The organism is Streptomyces sp. NPDC048560 (assembly GCF_040650955.1).
In the GTDB taxonomy this organism is placed as follows: Bacteria; Actinomycetota; Actinomycetes; order Streptomycetales; family Streptomycetaceae; genus Streptomyces.
On sequence record NZ_JBEZIJ010000008.1, the window covers coordinates 398,410 to 412,193 of the forward strand.

Below are 13,784 nucleotides of genomic sequence, written 5' to 3' on the forward strand. Positions count from 1 at the left end.
GGTCAGACACCTGGCTCCGTACCGCGCAACCCGGCCGTGGCGAACTCCTTCATGCCTGTCGCGAAGCTCACCGCCGGGCGCCAGCCCAGTTCGTCCCGCAGCCGTGCCGAGTCCGCCGTGATGTGCCGTACGTCCCCGAGGCGGTACTCACCGGTGACCACCGGGGACGGCCCGCCATGGGCCGACGCGAGCGCGGCGGCCATCTCGCCGATCGTGTGCGGCTCCCCGCTCCCCGTGTTGTACGCCGTGAACGACCCCGGCGCCCTCTCGGGCAGTGCCTCCAGAGCCGCCACGTCCGCCGCCGCCACGTCCCGGACGTGGACGAAGTCCCGCCGTTGTCCGCCGTCCTCGAAGACCCGGGGCGCCTCTCCCCGCGCCAGGGCCGAGCGGAAGAAGGAGGCGACACCGGCGTACGGGGTGTCCCGCGGCATCCCAGGCCCGTACACGTTGTGGTAGCGCAGCGACACCGCCCGGCCGCCCGTCGACCGCGCCCACGCCGCCGCGAGATGCTCCTGGGCGAGCTTGGTCGTCGCGTACACGTTCCTCGGATCGGCGGGAGCGCCCTCCTGGACGAGCCCGGGCACCAGGTCCGCGCCGCAGGACGGGCAGAGGGGTTCGAAGCGCCCGGCCGCCAGATCGGCCTCGGCCCGGGGCCCCGGCCGCACCACCCCGTGCCGAGGGCAGTCGTACCGCCCCTCGCCGTAGACCACCATCGACCCGGCGAGCACCAGGCCCCTCACCCCCGCAGCCGCCATCTCCGCGAGCAGCACCGCCGTGCCGAGGTCGTTGCTCCCCACGTACGCGGGCGCGTCCGCGAAGTCCTTGCCCAGCCCGACCATCGCCGCCTGGTGGCACACCGCGTCGACCCCGGCCAGCGCCCCGGCGACCGCCTCCCGGTCCCGGACGTCGGCGACGACCGAGCGGACGCCGTCAGGAACAGCGGCAGCGGAACCCCCCATGTGCGCGGACGGCAGCAAGGCGTCCAGCACGACCGCCTCGTGCCCGGACAGGACGAGGGTCCGGACGATCTCCGACCCGATGAACCCGGCTCCGCCGGTGACCAGTACACGCATGACCGCCACGCTAGGGCCGGGCGGGGCGCGGGACCCGGGCCGGCGCACCCGCGTCACCGGACCGTAAGACCCCGGCGACCACCGCCGCAGGACCCCGCGCCCGGAGCCGGGTCCGGACAGAGGTGTAGCCCTTCACGACGGGGGATGCGTGAAGGGCTACACCTGCATTATGGCCCCGGGCCAGGCGCGGATCCAACTGACCGGCCGGTCAGCCCGGGACTGTGTCATGGCCACCCCCCGTGCCCGCGCACACCAGAATCTGTGATGGTCGCGATAGACATGAAGTTCTTGCCCGCATAGGCTTTCTCATGCAGGCGCGTCAAACAGCGGTACGCCTGGACGCGTGACAGAAGAAGGTGCAGATGCCGGCGGAACCCCCTTCGCCCGCCAGCGGCCGGCTAGACGACGACGACTACCCCGCGTACACGATGGGCCGGGCCGCCGAGATGATCGGTGCGACGCCGGGCTTCCTCCGTGCGGTCGGCGAGGCCCGTCTGATCACGCCCCTGCGTTCCGAGGGCGGTCACCGTCGTTACTCCCGCTATCAGCTGCGCATCGCCGCCCGCGTGCGCGAGCTGGTCGACAGCGGTACGCCCATCGAGGCCGCGTGCCGCATCGTCATCCTGGAGGACCAGCTCGAAGAAGCCCTCCGTCTCAACGAGGAGCTGCGGGGTCCTGCGGCCGGCCGGTGAATATCTGTATTGGCCAGCACAGAATATTGCGCAATGAGCAACTGCGGTTTTATGCCTGCGACCCGAGTGATATGGCGTACAGCCCGCTGACCGGCGAATCGTGCTACGGTTGATCTCAGTTGCAGTTGTGGTTCCCAAAAACTTCAAGTGCTCTCGCCGGTTGTACATCGGTGAGCGCGCTTTTGTGTATTTCCGGTTTTTTCCGGAAGGGGCAATCATTAGCGGCGACGTAGGGCTCGCACAGTGTGAGCCCACGGGCTCTGCCCCGAAGGAGATATGACATGGCTACTGGCACCGTGAAGTGGTTCAACGCGGAAAAGGGTTTCGGCTTCATCGAGCAGGAGGGTGGCGGCGCTGACGTCTTCGCCCACTACTCGAACATCGCCTCTTCCGGCTTCCGCGAGCTGCAGGAAGGCCAGAAGGTGAACTTCGACGTCACGCAGGGCCAGAAGGGCCCGCAGGCGGAGAACATCACCCCCGCCTGATCACCTCAGGCGTATGGCGCAGCTGGGGCCCGCACCTTGGGGTGCGGGTCCCAGCTCGTTGTTGTTTTCGGGGGCCGGCGACGAGCCCCCTCGCAGGACCGCGCCACGTACGACCGCATCACCCACGTACCACATCTTGACCGATCCATGACCGACACCTGAGCGACTCCCCCGGAGATTTGTTCCGGATGTATGTCGGTCATGTCGAAGCAGTCAATCTGAAGCGCCGGATACGGCTTATTCCCAGCGGCCGCGCTTTATTTCGTATTTCATCGGCTCGTTCTTGCGATTCTTGGCGCCGCTCAGGCTGCTGCTGCCCGATAAAGAATCCCTCGATACGCGCCATATCGAGGAAGGTTCTGCATGAACCGCGATCGCACATCTCGTACGAACGACCGATTTTCCCGGACCCGCTCAGGCGGTCCGTCCGCAGGCGCCGGTCGCACGGCCAACGGCTTCCGCTCGGCTCCGTCGAGCCGCCAGGGCGGATCCTCCCAGGGCCGTTCCGGTGGTGGCCGCTCCGGTGGCTACGGCCGTCGCCCCGCGGCGCTCAAGGGCGAGTTCGCCCTCCCCGTGACCATCACCCCGGCGCTGCCGGCCGTGGAGGCCTTCGGTGACCTGGAGATGCCCGCACCGCTGATGGCGGCGCTCGTCGCCGAGGGCATGTCGGTGCCGTTCCCGATCCAGGCGGCCACCCTGCCGAACTCGCTCGCCGGACGTGACGTCCTGGGCCGTGGCCGTACCGGCTCCGGCAAGACGCTCGCCTTCGGTCTGGCCCTGCTGGCCCGTACCGAGGGCCGCCGTGCCGACGCCCGTCGTCCGCTGGCCCTGGTCCTCGTCCCCACCCGGGAACTGGCCCAGCAGGTCACCGACGCGCTCACCCCCTACGCCCGTTCGCTGAAGCTGCGCATCGCCACGGTCGTCGGCGGCATGTCGATCGGCCGCCAGGCCAGCGCGCTGCGCGGTGGCGCCGAAGTCGTCGTCGCCACCCCGGGCCGACTGAAGGACCTCATCGAGCGCGGCGACTGCCGCCTCGACCGTGTCACCATCACCGTCCTCGACGAGGCCGACCAGATGGCCGACATGGGCTTCATGCCCCAGGTCACCGAGCTGCTCGACCAGGTGAGCCCCGACGGACAGCGGATGCTGTTCTCGGCCACCCTCGACCGCAACGTCGACCTGCTCGTCCGTCGCTACCTCAACGACCCGGTCGTCCACTCGGTCGACCCCGCGGCCGGTGCGGTGACGACGATGGAGCACCACGTGCTCTACGTCCAGGGCGCCGACAAGTACGCCACGACCACCGAGATCGCGGCCCGCGACGGCCGGGTGATCATGTTCCTGGACACCAAGCACGCCGTGGACAAGCTCACCGACCACCTGCTGTCCAGCGGTGTCCGCGCCGCGGCCCTGCACGGTGGCAAGTCCCAGCCGCAGCGCACCCGCACCCTGGACCGGTTCAAGACCGGCCATGTCACGGTGCTCGTCGCCACCAACGTCGCCGCTCGTGGCATCCACGTCGACAACCTCGACCTCGTCGTGAACGTCGACCCGCCGAGCGACCACAAGGACTACCTGCACCGCGGCGGCCGTACCGCCCGTGCCGGTGAGTCCGGCAGTGTCGTCACGCTGGTGCTGCCCAACCAGCGCCGCGAGATGACCCGCCTGATGGCGGACGCCGGGATCACCCCGCAGATCGCCCAGGTCCGCTCCGGCGAGGCCGAGCTGAGCCGGATCACCGGTGCGCAGGCCCCGTCGGGCGTCCCGGTCACCATCACCTCGCCGCCGTCCGAGCGGTCCAAGAGCGGTGGTTTCGCCGGCCGTGGCCGTCGTAGCCGCCCCGCGCAGGGACGCCGCCCGGGCGCACCCGCGCCGGAAGCGCGTACCGCGTCGGCCCAGCGCCGCACCAACCGGGCCGCGTGAACCCGAACCGGTAAGTCCCCGTCCGGCTTTCCCCTCCACCTTGTTGAGGCACTATGCGCTGTGTCATCGCCCGCTTCCCCTTCGATCTGTTCAAGAACGAAGTCGAGGATTCGATGAAGGGCATCAAGCCCGAACCCGTCACCGGTGACGCCGTCGTCATCAGCCGCCGGGTCTACCCCGTCAAGCAGGTCGGCGAGGTGATCACCCGGCAGGACCGTCGTGACTTCTCCTCCGCCGAGGTCACCCGGGCGCTGACGCGCCTCGGCTTCACCTGCCGCTCGGCCGAGGTGCCCGCCCCCGCGGTGCCCCTCACCCCGATGGAGAACGCGTCGGCGCTGCTCGGCACGCCGGACACGGTCTGAAGCCGTGGTCCGAACGGGCGACCGGTGACCCGGTAGCCCGCCGTTCGTAGAACGCACCGCACCCCCGCGCCCGTAGTCCGGGCCCGGGGGTGCGGTGCGTTCTGCGTAACAGCCGCTCCGCCATGCGGGTGGTGACCGGCGTGTCACGACCCGGGGGAGCGGGAGGATGGCCGGGCCGACTGGACCCATGGCGAGGAGCCAAATGAGCCTGAGCAAGCTGACCGCACTCGGAGTGACGGTACTGGCGGCGGTGCTGCCCGCCGGGAGCGCGTACGCCGACGAGACGCACACCGACGCGCACAACGGTCCGCAGGTGGCACTCATCGCGACCGGTCAGATCGACGACCCGCTGGAGGACGTCCTGGAGCACGCCACGGTGTTCGGCAGGACGGCCGTCACCGGCTGAGGCCGCCGCCGGTACGAGAGGTCAGGGCGCGGGCTTCGGCCGGGGCTTCAGGGCCCACTTCATCCGGGGCTCCACGACGAAGCGGAACACCCGCCGCACGGGTGAGGTGCACAGCAGCGTCACCATGACCGCGGCGGCCACCGTCACCGCGATCCGGCCGAGCGGTGTCTCCATGAACGCGTGGTCGTAGAGGCCCTCGTACGAGGCGGTCCTGATGACGAAGCCGTGCAGCAGATAGCCGTAGATCGTGCCCGCTCCCAGCGCGCTCATCCACAGCTTCCGGTTCGGCACCCAGGCGAGGAAGCAGGCACTGAGCACGATGGCGGCGGCGAACAGCAGGAGGGTCATCACGGCGCCCGCCCAGACCGGCGAGGACAGCTCCTCGGCGCTGCTCTTCCGGAAGAACCACGAGGTCGTGATGCGCGGCACGGCCCAGTACGCGACGAGCAGGGCGACCGCGACGACGGGCACGGCGATGATCCGCGCCGCGGGGCGGCGCACCAGGTCGAAGTGGTGCGGCTTGAGCCGCAGGCCCAGCACGTAGAACGGCAGGAACTGCAGGACGCGCTGGAGCTGCAGATCGCCGCCGATGCCGTCGCTCATCGACGCCACGGCGGCGATGCACACGGACACGGCCACCGGCTGGCGGATCACCTGCCAGATGGGGGTCGTGAGCCGCCAGAAGAACAGGGCGGGCAGGAACCACAGCAGCCAGTACGGGTCGGCGATGCTCAGCGTGTAGGAGGGGTCCTTCACCGTGCGCTGGAAGACCGAGTACGCGACCTCGAAGATGACGTACGGCACGAGCAGCTGGGTGACCAGCTTCCACACCCGCTCCGGCCGCAGGTCGAAGCTGCGGGAGAAGTAGCCGGCGATCACGATGAAGACCGGCATGTGGAAGGTGTAGACGAAGGTGTAGAGCGTCTCCACCACGCGTCCGCTGTCGGGCAGCGGCTCCCAGGCGTGCCCCATCGCCACCAGGACGATGGCCAGGTATTTCGCGTTGTCGAAGAACGGGTCGCGCCCGGTCGAGCGGGCACCGGCCGCCGCCGCCCCGGCGTCCGCGGGGGCCGGGCTCGGTGTCTGCGAGGTCAAGGAGGTCACGCGGACACCTTAGTGACCGCCGCAAACGGAGCGACGGGCGCGTCGGCGTACACGGCTCCGGTCCGCCGCCCCGCCGGGCACGGGAGTCACTTGGAGGTGTCCCCCTCGGCGTCCAGGTGGGGCAGGACGCGGTCCAGCCAGCGGGGGGTCCACCAGGCGGCCTTGTCGAGCAGGGTCATCACGGCGGGCACCAGCAGCAGGCGGACGACGGTGGCGTCGATGAGGACGCTCGCCGCGAGGCCCAGACCCAGCATCTTCACCACGATGTTGTCGCTGATGATGAAGGCCGCGAAGACGCTGACCATGATGAGGGCCGCGCAGGTGATGACCCGGGCGGTGATCTCCAGGGCGTGCGCCACGCTCGCCCGGGCGTCCCCCGTGCGCAGCCACGCCTCGTGGATGCGCGTGAGCAGGAAGATCTCGTAGTCCATGGAGAGGCCGAAGACGATGGCGAACATCATCATCGGTACGTAGCTCTCGATCGGGACGTCCCCCGACACGCCCAGGGCCGGGCCTCCCCAGCCCCACTGGAAGACGGCCACCACGACGCCGTACGAGGCGGCGATCGAGAGCACGTTGAGCACGGCGGCCTTGAGTGCGACGAGCGGGCCGCGGAACACGATCAGGATGACGAGGAAGGCGAGGCCCACCACGACCGCGATGATCAGCGGGAGCCTGCTGGAGACGATGTCCAGGAAGTCGACCTGGGCCGCGGTGGTGCCCGTGACGTAGGTGCTCGCGTCCGTACCGGACACGGCCTTCGGCAGGACCTCGTCGTGCAGCCGGTTGACGAGGTCGGTGGTCCTCCCGTCCTGCGGGGAGGCCACGGAGTACGCCGTGCCGATCAGGACGTCGCCGTCGGACGTGGCTTTCAGCGGGGTGATGGTGGCCGCGTCCGGCACCTTGGCGAGGGCCTGCTGCGCCTGGGTGGCCAGCGCGGACCGGTCGGACTGCGGGACCGAGGTCTGGTCGATCACCAGGGTCAGGGGGCCGTTCGAACCGGGACCGAAGGCGGAGGACATCAGGTCGAAGGCCCGCCGGTCGGTGAAGGACTTCGGGTCCGCGCCGTCACCGATGTGCCCGAGCTGGATGAACAGCAGGGGGAACGCGAGGACGAGCAGGACGGTCACCCCGCCGGTCAGGAACCACCACGGCCTGCGCTCGACCCGCCGCGCGTACCGGTGCCAGCCGCCCCGCGCTTCCTGGCCCGGCTCGGCGTCCGTCTCGGCCACGGGGGTGCGCACGTGCAGCCGGTCGATGCGCCGGCCGATCAGGCCCAGCATCGCGGGTACGAGGGTGAGCGCCCCGGCCACGGCCGTGACGACGGTGACCGCGGCGGCCAGACCGAGCTTGCCGATGAAGCCGATGCCGGAGACCCACAGCCCGGAGAGGGCGATGACGACCGTGCAGCCGGAGAGCAGGACCGCCCGCCCGCTGGTGGCCGTGGCCAGGCCGGCGGCGCTCACCGGGTCCTCGCCGTTCATGAGGTTCTGGCGGTGCCGGGTGACCAGGAAGAGGGCGTAGTCGATGCCGACGCCGATCCCGATCATCGTGGCGAGCGTCGGTGACACGGTGGCGAAGGTGGCCGCGGCCGCGAGCAGTCCCAGCAGGGCGAGCCCGCAGACGGCGCAGATCAGGGCCGTGATCAGGGGCAGCAGCGCGGCGAGCAGACTGCCGAAGCCGATCAGCAGGACGAGGATCGCCACGCCGAAGCCGATGGCCTCACTGGTCCTGTCGTCCGCCTCGGGGCGGGCCAGTTCGCCGAGCGGGCCGCCGTACTCCACGTCGACGTCCGCGGCGCGCAGCGGTGCGACGGCGGAGTCCACCCCATCCAGGTACCCGGCCCCGAGGGTGGAGGGCTGTTCGTCGAACCGGACGGTGATGTACGCGGTCTTCCCGTCGGTGGAGAGCGGCCCGACGTCCGGGGTGCCGGATGTGGGAGGCGTGGAGCCGTCGGAGGGGAGCGGGTTCTGGACGGAGAGGACGTGCGGCAGCTTCCCGAGGGCCGTGACGGCGGAGGAGACCTGGTCGCTGACGTCGGTGAGCGGCTTGGACGCGTCGTGCAGCACCACCTGGGCGCTGTAGCCGCCGGCCGACGGATCGTGCGCCTTGAGCACGTCGACGCCGTCCTGCGACTGGGTGCCGGGGAGGGAGAAGTCGTCGGAGTAGTCACCGCCGTACGCGTGGTTCAGGACCTGGAGCCCGGCCAGGGCGGCCAGCCACAGCACGATGACGATGACGAAGTGGCGGGCGCACCACTGGCCGGTGCGGCGCAGAGCACCCGGGCGGGACGGGGCGTCCACGCGGCGCGAAGTCCCGGGCCCGGGTGGGCCGGACCCCGGTCCGGAGTCGTTCGTGGAGGGCGGCAGCGGCATGGGGACTCCCGGTCGGGCCAGGGCTCGTGCGGACGCGAGGTCTGGGGAGGGGGCTCCCGTACTCGTTCTCGTACGAAGCAGTCAAAGTCCGTTCCGGCCCCGCGGCACCCCGGTGCGGGGGAACGGGTGACCGGCGCCCCGAATGGGTCGGTTTATTGGTCTTTCTTGCTATACACGAGCGATGGAGTACCCGGGGACCCTCATCCTGATCATGCTCATGGCTGTCGTCGCGCCCCTGCTCGTGTACGTCACCGGACGATGGCTGACCGTTCCCGTGGTCATCTTCGAGATCGTGCTGGGCATCCTCATCGGTCCCGACGTGCTCGGCTGGGCGAAGCAGGACGAGATCGTGGAGGTGCTCTCCGATCTCGGCCTCTCGATGCTGATCTTCCTTGCGGGGTACGAGATCCAGTTCGCCGCGGTCCGCGGGGACACCCTGCGCCGCTCCGCGTGGGCCTGGGTGGCCTCGCTCGCCGCGGGGCTCGGGATCGCGCTCGCCCTGACGGGCGGAGACCTCGCGGAGAGCCTGGTGATCGGCACGGCCCTGACGAGCACCGCGCTCGGGGCCGTCCTGCCGATCCTGCGCGACTCCGGAAAGCTGGAGGGGCGCTTCGGCACGGTGGCGATGGCATTCGGGGCGGTCGGCGAGTTCGGGCCGATCATCGCGATGGCGCTGCTGTTCAGCGGGCGCAGTCCGGGGGCCGCGAGTGCGGTGCTGCTCGCGTTCGCCGCCGTGACGGCGGGCGCGGTCCTCTGGGCGATGCGACCGAGGCCGCCGTGGTTCTCCGAGGTCATCGAGAAGACCCTGCACAGCAGCGCGCAGTTCGCCGTCCGCTTCGTCATGCTGGTGCTCGCCGCGATGCTCGGGCTGTCCCATGTGTTCGGCCTGGACACCCTGCTGGGCGCGTTCGCCGCCGGAATGCTGACCCGGCTGGTGCTCCAGGGAGCGGCGCCCGCCAGCAGCCACGCGATCCTGGGCAAGATCGAGGCGATGGGCTTCGGCTTCCTGGTGCCGTTCTTCTACATCGTGACGGGGATCAACTTCGATCTCGACGCCCTGCTCGACGGCGGCCGGCCGCTCCTGCTCCTGCCCGTGTTCCTGGTGCTCTTCCTGCTGGTCCGCGGAGCGCCGGTCCGTCTGCTGGCCCCGCGCGACCTGGCGGGACCCGAGCGGACGGCGCTGGCGCTCTTCGCGTCCACCTGTCTGCCCCTGGTCGTCGCGATCACCTCCATCGGTCTCGACGACGGGGTGCTCGGCGCGGGCGAGGGGGCGGCGCTCGTGGGCGCCGCCATGCTCTCCGTGCTGACGTTCCCGCTGGTGGCCTTCAGGCTGCTGCGGACGTCGGAGGGCAAGCCTCCGGGTGCGCCGCCCCGCTCCTCGGAGGCGGCGGACCCGTGGTGACGGCCGTCGTGGGGGTGCGGGTGCTCAGACGCCGGGGGTGAGGACGATCTTGCCGACCGTGCGGCGGGCGAGCAGGTCCTCGTGGGCGCGGCGGGCCTCCGCGAGCGGGTAGCTTCCTCCGGCCACCGGCTTCAGGCGTCCCCCTGCCACCAGGCCGAAGAGTTCCTTGAGCGGTCCGGCGACCGCGCCCGGCGCGGCCAGGGCCGGCCGCAGCCAAAAGCCGACGACCGCCGCGTTGAGCCGGTTAAGCCGCGCCGGGTCGAGCGGGGTGAAGCCGGTCCGCGCGGCGTTGCCGTAGGTCACCAGCCGGCCGAAGGACGCCAGGGAGCCCAGGGCCTGGTCGAAGAGCTCGCCGCCCACGGCGTCCAGGACGACATCGGCCTTCTCCTCGTGGGGGTACGTGATCACGGCGTCCGCGCCGAGCTCCAGGGCGAGACGCTCCTTGGCGGGGGTCGATGCCTGGGCGAGCACCCGCCCGGCGCCGAACTCCCTGGCCAGCTGGACGGCGAGACTGCCCACTCCGCCGGCGGCCGAGTGGACGACCACGGTCTCGCCCTCGCGCAGCCGGGCCGCCGAGCGGAGCAGGTGCCAGGCGGTCAGGCCCTGCATCATCAGGGAGAGCGCCTCGGCGGCGCCCAGTTCCTCGGGAATCGGCTGGACGGCGGACTCCTTGGCGACCACCTGTTCCGCGTAACCGCCCGAGACCCGGGCCAGCACCCTGGTGCCGTCCGGCGTGCGTCCCACGACCTCGCTGCCGGGCACGAACGGCAGCGCGTCGGCGGTCAGGTAGGAGCCGTCGACCTGGTGGGTGTCCGCGAAGTTCACCCCGGCTGCCTCGACAGTGAGGAGAACCTCGCCGGGGCCCGCGACGGGGGCGGCCAGTTCAACGGGCGCGAGGACTTCAGGGCCGCCGAAGCGGCCGAACTGGATAGCGAGCATGGCGCACGGTACCGCGGGGTACCTGGGGCCAGGCCCGGAAAGAATTTCGGCCAGTTTCACCGAGGGACCAACAAAACCATACGACCGGTTTGTTAACCTGGTGTGTCCGTCGCATCCCTGTGTGTACGCGGACCGCCGGACCTGCCCGGACCGACCGACCAGTCGTTGATCACGTCCCCCGGAGCGTCAGGATGGCCAAGCAGGACCGTGCGGTGCGCACGCGCGAACAGTTGATCCGTTCGGCCGCCGAGGCATTCGACCGGAGCGGGTTCGCACTGTCCTCGCTCGCCGGCATCAGCACCGGCGCGGGAGTGAGCAGCGGCGCGCTGCACTTCCACTTCAGCAGCAAGAGGGAGTTGGGGGAGGCGGTCGAGGCGGCGGCCGCGCGGACGCTGCACGAAATCACGGCGCCGTGTCCGCCGGGCCATCCGGCTCCGTTGCGGCTGCTCGTCGACACCTCCCACCTGCTGGCCCAACATCTCACCCAGGACGTGGTGTTGAGAGCCGGCTTCGGGCTCGGCAGCGACGCCACCTGGCCACAGGGCGCCAAACTCTGGCTCGGGTGGCGGAGTTGGGTGAGTGCCACGCTGGCCGTCGCCCGCGAGGAGGGCGACCTGGCGGCGGACGTGCCGGCCGACGCCGTGGTGTCCGCCGTGACGGCGGCCGTGGCGGGCTCGGAGATCCTGGGACGCGCGGACGCGGAGTGGTCCTCGTGCCGGGCGGTCACCCAGTTCTGGTCGTTGATGCTCCCCCGGCTCGCCGTGCGCAGGGGGGAGACGGGGCTGACCGTGCCCGTATCGAACAGCCCTGCGACACTGCGGCCATGAGTAACGATCTCCTCTCAGACAAAGTCGTCCTCATCACCGGGGCGAGCAGTGGTATCGGCGCGGCGGCTGCCCGCCTGTTCGCCCAGGAGGGCGCGAAGGTGGTGCTGGCGGCCCGCCGCGAAGAGCGGCTCGCGGCACTGGTCGGCGAACTGCGGGACAAGGGTGGCGAAGCGGCCTACGTCGTCACCGACGTGACCGTGGCGGCAGACGTCTCCCGGGCCGTCGACTTCGCCGTCTCGACGTACGGGCGCCTGGACTCGGCCTTCAACAACGCGGGCCTCGGCGGTGACCGTACGCCGATGCACCTGATGGGTGACGAGATCTACGACACCCTCATGGACACCAACGTGCGCAGCGTGTGGAACTGCCTCCGGTACGAGATCGCCGCGATGCTCACCACCGGCGGCGGCACGATCGTCAACAACAGCAGCGTCGCCGGCCTGGTGGCGATACCCGCCGCCGCCCCCTACATAGCGTCCAAGCACGCCGTTGTCGGCCTCACGCGTGCCGCGGCCGACGAGTACGCCAAGCAGGGGATCCGGGTGAACGCCGTCGCTCCGGGGACGACGCGGAGCGAGATCACCGCCGACTGGTTCGGACGCAACCCCGGCCTTGAGGAGATGGTCAACTCCCTGACGCCGCAGGGCCGTACGGCGGAGCCCGAGGAGATCGCGGCGGCTGCCGCATGGCTGCTCAGCGACCGCTGCCCGTTCCTCACGGGCACGGTCATGCCGGTGGACGGCGGATTCGTCAACCAGTGACGTACGGCGCGGAGCGGGGCCGGCGCACTCCGTCGGCCCCGCTTCTCCGTCAGGGCCCTGAGTGGTGGGCCGCTCACTTCCCTCTGGGACGCGGGCCCCTCGGACGTGGTCGGCGCCGTTGCGCAACTGCCGTCGGTGGGGGCGGTCGGTGGGGGACAGGACCACGTCAGCGGTGGTGAGCCGGCCGGCCGTGCGCGGGGCGACAGGAGCGGGAAGCGGCCATTCGTTCCGGGCGCGGGAGAGGTGTTCACCGCACAGCCGGCGGCAGGCGGCCGGCGAAATCCAGCCGAACTCCGAATTCGCCACCGCCACAGTGGTGTTGTCTTGGGTCACATGAACGTCCGTGCCGAGACCACTGACGTTCTTCCCGCGGCGCGTGGGGCCGAGACCCTTGTCCCGGTCTCCAGGGCCGAGGGGCGGTCGACAGGCACGCGGAAGCCGGGCCGCGCAGTGAAGTTGAAGTCATGGAGCAGCGTCTGATGGCTGAGTGGCACGTCGTACGCGGCATGGGCGGTCCTTGTCATCAATGACCGGCGCTTCGGACACGATCCCCCCAGGACGTGGCGCAATGTGACGAGGCTCGCACTGATATGATACCGGCTCACCCGTTTGTTTTTGAAGTAAGCGCAAAGACGAGGTCAAGGGGGCGCAAGTTGGCCAGACAGCAACGGGCGATCCGCACGCGCAGGATCTTCCTCGAAGCAGCGGCCGAGGTCTTCGACGAGCACGGTTACGACGCTGCCACGATCGCGTCGATCCTTGAACGGGCTGGGCTCACCCGAGGTGCACTGTACTTCCACTTCACTTCGAAGGAAGAGCTCGCGCGGGGCGTTCTCGAAGAGGCGGTGACGGCCGAGGGGCTCACTCCGCAGGCCTTCAAGCTCCAGGAGTGGGTGGACATAGCCCTGCTGCTGGCGTACCGGCTGCCCCGAGAGCCGATGCTCAGTGCTGCGATCCGGCTGTCCGTCGACCCCAGGGCCAGAGGCCTGTTCGGCACCCGGTGGCCCGACTGGATCCAGATGGGGGCGGAGATCCTCACCGAGGCCAAGGCCCGCGGTGAGCTGTTGCCGCATGTCGACCCGGAGGCCACCTCGCGGCTTCTGGTCGGAGCGTGGACGGGAGTTCAGCTGGTCGCCGAGTCGATGGCGGAGCCGCCGGACCTGATTTCCGAGATCTCGGCCCTCTTCGAACTCATCCTTCCGAACAACGCGGTCCCGGGTGTGCTGGCGAGACTGGACACGTCTCCGCACCGGGCCGAGCACCTCCTCAAGGAGAGCAGGGAACCGGTCGCGTCCTGATCGCGGTTGCGGATGAGCCGGAATGGCCGGAATGCTTCATGCGACCCGTAAAGAGAACGCTCGGTATGTTTTAACGGCGGGTGAAAGCCCCCCGTCCCCGGTCTCTGGTCCCGGCCGTCCGCAGTCCGGTCCCGTCG

Annotated in this window: 13 protein-coding genes; 9 read left to right on the forward strand and 4 right to left on the reverse strand. The window is 70.3% G+C overall.

From position 1 onward, the window contains the following. Positions 1-2: 2 nt before the first annotated feature. A complete protein-coding gene (locus tag AB0C82_RS23080; protein WP_362845075.1) occupies positions 3-1,073 on the reverse strand; it encodes an NAD-dependent epimerase/dehydratase family protein in 1,071 nt (356 codons plus the stop codon). 362 nt (positions 1,074-1,435) lie between these two features. Here AB0C82_RS23080 and AB0C82_RS23085 point away from each other — a divergent pair, with 362 nt between their 5' ends. The 5 genes from AB0C82_RS23085 (at position 1,436) to AB0C82_RS23105 (ending at position 4,941) form a co-directional block, all read left to right on the forward strand. Next, positions 1,436-1,765: a MerR family transcriptional regulator gene (locus tag AB0C82_RS23085; RefSeq protein WP_362845078.1), complete on the forward strand. Its 330-nt coding sequence runs from the start codon at positions 1,436-1,438 to the stop codon at positions 1,763-1,765. Between the two features lie 281 nt (positions 1,766-2,046). After that, positions 2,047-2,250 (forward strand): cold-shock protein, encoded by a 204-nt coding sequence (locus tag AB0C82_RS23090; RefSeq protein ID WP_151476148.1) that lies wholly within the window; start codon positions 2,047-2,049, stop codon positions 2,248-2,250. Positions 2,251-2,613: 363 nt separating this feature from the next. Then, positions 2,614-4,173, forward strand: a complete 1,560-nt coding sequence (locus AB0C82_RS23095; protein ID WP_362845081.1) for a DEAD/DEAH box helicase — start codon at positions 2,614-2,616, stop codon at positions 4,171-4,173. A 53-nt stretch (positions 4,174-4,226) separates the two neighbouring features. Further along, positions 4,227-4,535: an SCO5918 family protein gene (locus tag AB0C82_RS23100; RefSeq protein WP_362845084.1), complete on the forward strand. Its 309-nt coding sequence runs from the start codon at positions 4,227-4,229 to the stop codon at positions 4,533-4,535. Positions 4,536-4,737: 202 nt separating this feature from the next. Beyond that, positions 4,738-4,941, forward strand: coding sequence for a hypothetical protein (locus AB0C82_RS23105; RefSeq protein WP_362845087.1), 204 nt, complete (start codon positions 4,738-4,740; stop codon positions 4,939-4,941). Positions 4,942-4,962: 21 nt separating this feature from the next. Here the strand turns inward: AB0C82_RS23105 and AB0C82_RS23110 are convergent, their stop codons facing one another. Beyond that, a complete protein-coding gene (locus AB0C82_RS23110; RefSeq protein WP_362845090.1) occupies positions 4,963-6,045 on the reverse strand; it encodes an acyltransferase family protein in 1,083 nt (360 codons plus the stop codon). 86 nt (positions 6,046-6,131) lie between these two features. Continuing rightward, entirely contained in the window at positions 6,132-8,348 is a 2,217-nt protein-coding gene (locus AB0C82_RS23115) for an MMPL family transporter (protein ID WP_362845092.1), read from the reverse strand. 253 nt (positions 8,349-8,601) lie between these two features. Between AB0C82_RS23115 and AB0C82_RS23120 the strand changes: the two genes are divergently transcribed. Next, positions 8,602-9,822 carry a cation:proton antiporter gene (locus AB0C82_RS23120; protein WP_362845094.1) on the forward strand — a complete coding sequence of 407 codons (1,221 nt, stop codon included), beginning with the start codon at positions 8,602-8,604 and terminating at the stop codon, positions 9,820-9,822. Positions 9,823-9,846: 24 nt separating this feature from the next. Here the strand turns inward: AB0C82_RS23120 and AB0C82_RS23125 are convergent, their stop codons facing one another. Continuing rightward, entirely contained in the window at positions 9,847-10,761 is a 915-nt protein-coding gene (locus tag AB0C82_RS23125) for a zinc-binding dehydrogenase (protein WP_362845097.1), read from the reverse strand. A gap of 191 nt (positions 10,762-10,952) precedes the next feature. On the opposite strand from AB0C82_RS23125, the gene AB0C82_RS23130 reads away from it, so the two are divergent. The 3 genes from AB0C82_RS23130 to AB0C82_RS23140 all read left to right on the forward strand — a co-directional run bounded on the left by AB0C82_RS23130 (position 10,953) and on the right by AB0C82_RS23140 (position 13,647). Next, a complete protein-coding gene (locus AB0C82_RS23130) occupies positions 10,953-11,588 on the forward strand; it encodes a ScbR family autoregulator-binding transcription factor (protein ID WP_362845101.1) in 636 nt (211 codons plus the stop codon). Further along, on the forward strand, positions 11,585-12,349 hold the full coding sequence (locus AB0C82_RS23135) for a glucose 1-dehydrogenase (RefSeq protein WP_362845104.1): 765 nt from the start codon (positions 11,585-11,587) through the stop codon (positions 12,347-12,349). The genes AB0C82_RS23130 and AB0C82_RS23135 overlap by 4 nt, the downstream gene beginning before the upstream one ends. Before the next feature lie 653 nt (positions 12,350-13,002). Further along, positions 13,003-13,647 carry a ScbR family autoregulator-binding transcription factor gene (locus AB0C82_RS23140; RefSeq protein WP_362845106.1) on the forward strand — a complete coding sequence of 215 codons (645 nt, stop codon included), beginning with the start codon at positions 13,003-13,005 and terminating at the stop codon, positions 13,645-13,647. Positions 13,648-13,784 lie beyond the last annotated feature (137 nt).

Bases quoted from the DNA above. Each gene is read 5' to 3' on its own strand.
- AB0C82_RS23090 (WP_151476148.1), top strand. From the start codon at position 2,047: ATGGCTACTGGCACCGTGAAGTGGTTCAACGCGGAAAAGGGTTTCGGC.
- AB0C82_RS23105 (WP_362845087.1), top strand. From the start codon at position 4,738: ATGAGCCTGAGCAAGCTGACCGCACTCGGAGTGACGGTACTGGCGGCG.
- AB0C82_RS23085 (WP_362845078.1), top strand. From the start codon at position 1,436: ATGCCGGCGGAACCCCCTTCGCCCGCCAGCGGCCGGCTAGACGACGAC.
- AB0C82_RS23080 (WP_362845075.1), bottom strand. From the start codon at position 1,073: ATGCGTGTACTGGTCACCGGCGGAGCCGGGTTCATCGGGTCGGAGATC.
- AB0C82_RS23095 (WP_362845081.1), top strand. From the start codon at position 2,614: ATGAACCGCGATCGCACATCTCGTACGAACGACCGATTTTCCCGGACC.
- AB0C82_RS23130 (WP_362845101.1), top strand. From the start codon at position 10,953: ATGGCCAAGCAGGACCGTGCGGTGCGCACGCGCGAACAGTTGATCCGT.
- AB0C82_RS23100 (WP_362845084.1), top strand. From the start codon at position 4,227: ATGCGCTGTGTCATCGCCCGCTTCCCCTTCGATCTGTTCAAGAACGAA.
- AB0C82_RS23125 (WP_362845097.1), bottom strand. From the start codon at position 10,761: ATGCTCGCTATCCAGTTCGGCCGCTTCGGCGGCCCTGAAGTCCTCGCG.
- AB0C82_RS23120 (WP_362845094.1), top strand. From the start codon at position 8,602: ATGGAGTACCCGGGGACCCTCATCCTGATCATGCTCATGGCTGTCGTC.
- AB0C82_RS23135 (WP_362845104.1), top strand. From the start codon at position 11,585: ATGAGTAACGATCTCCTCTCAGACAAAGTCGTCCTCATCACCGGGGCG.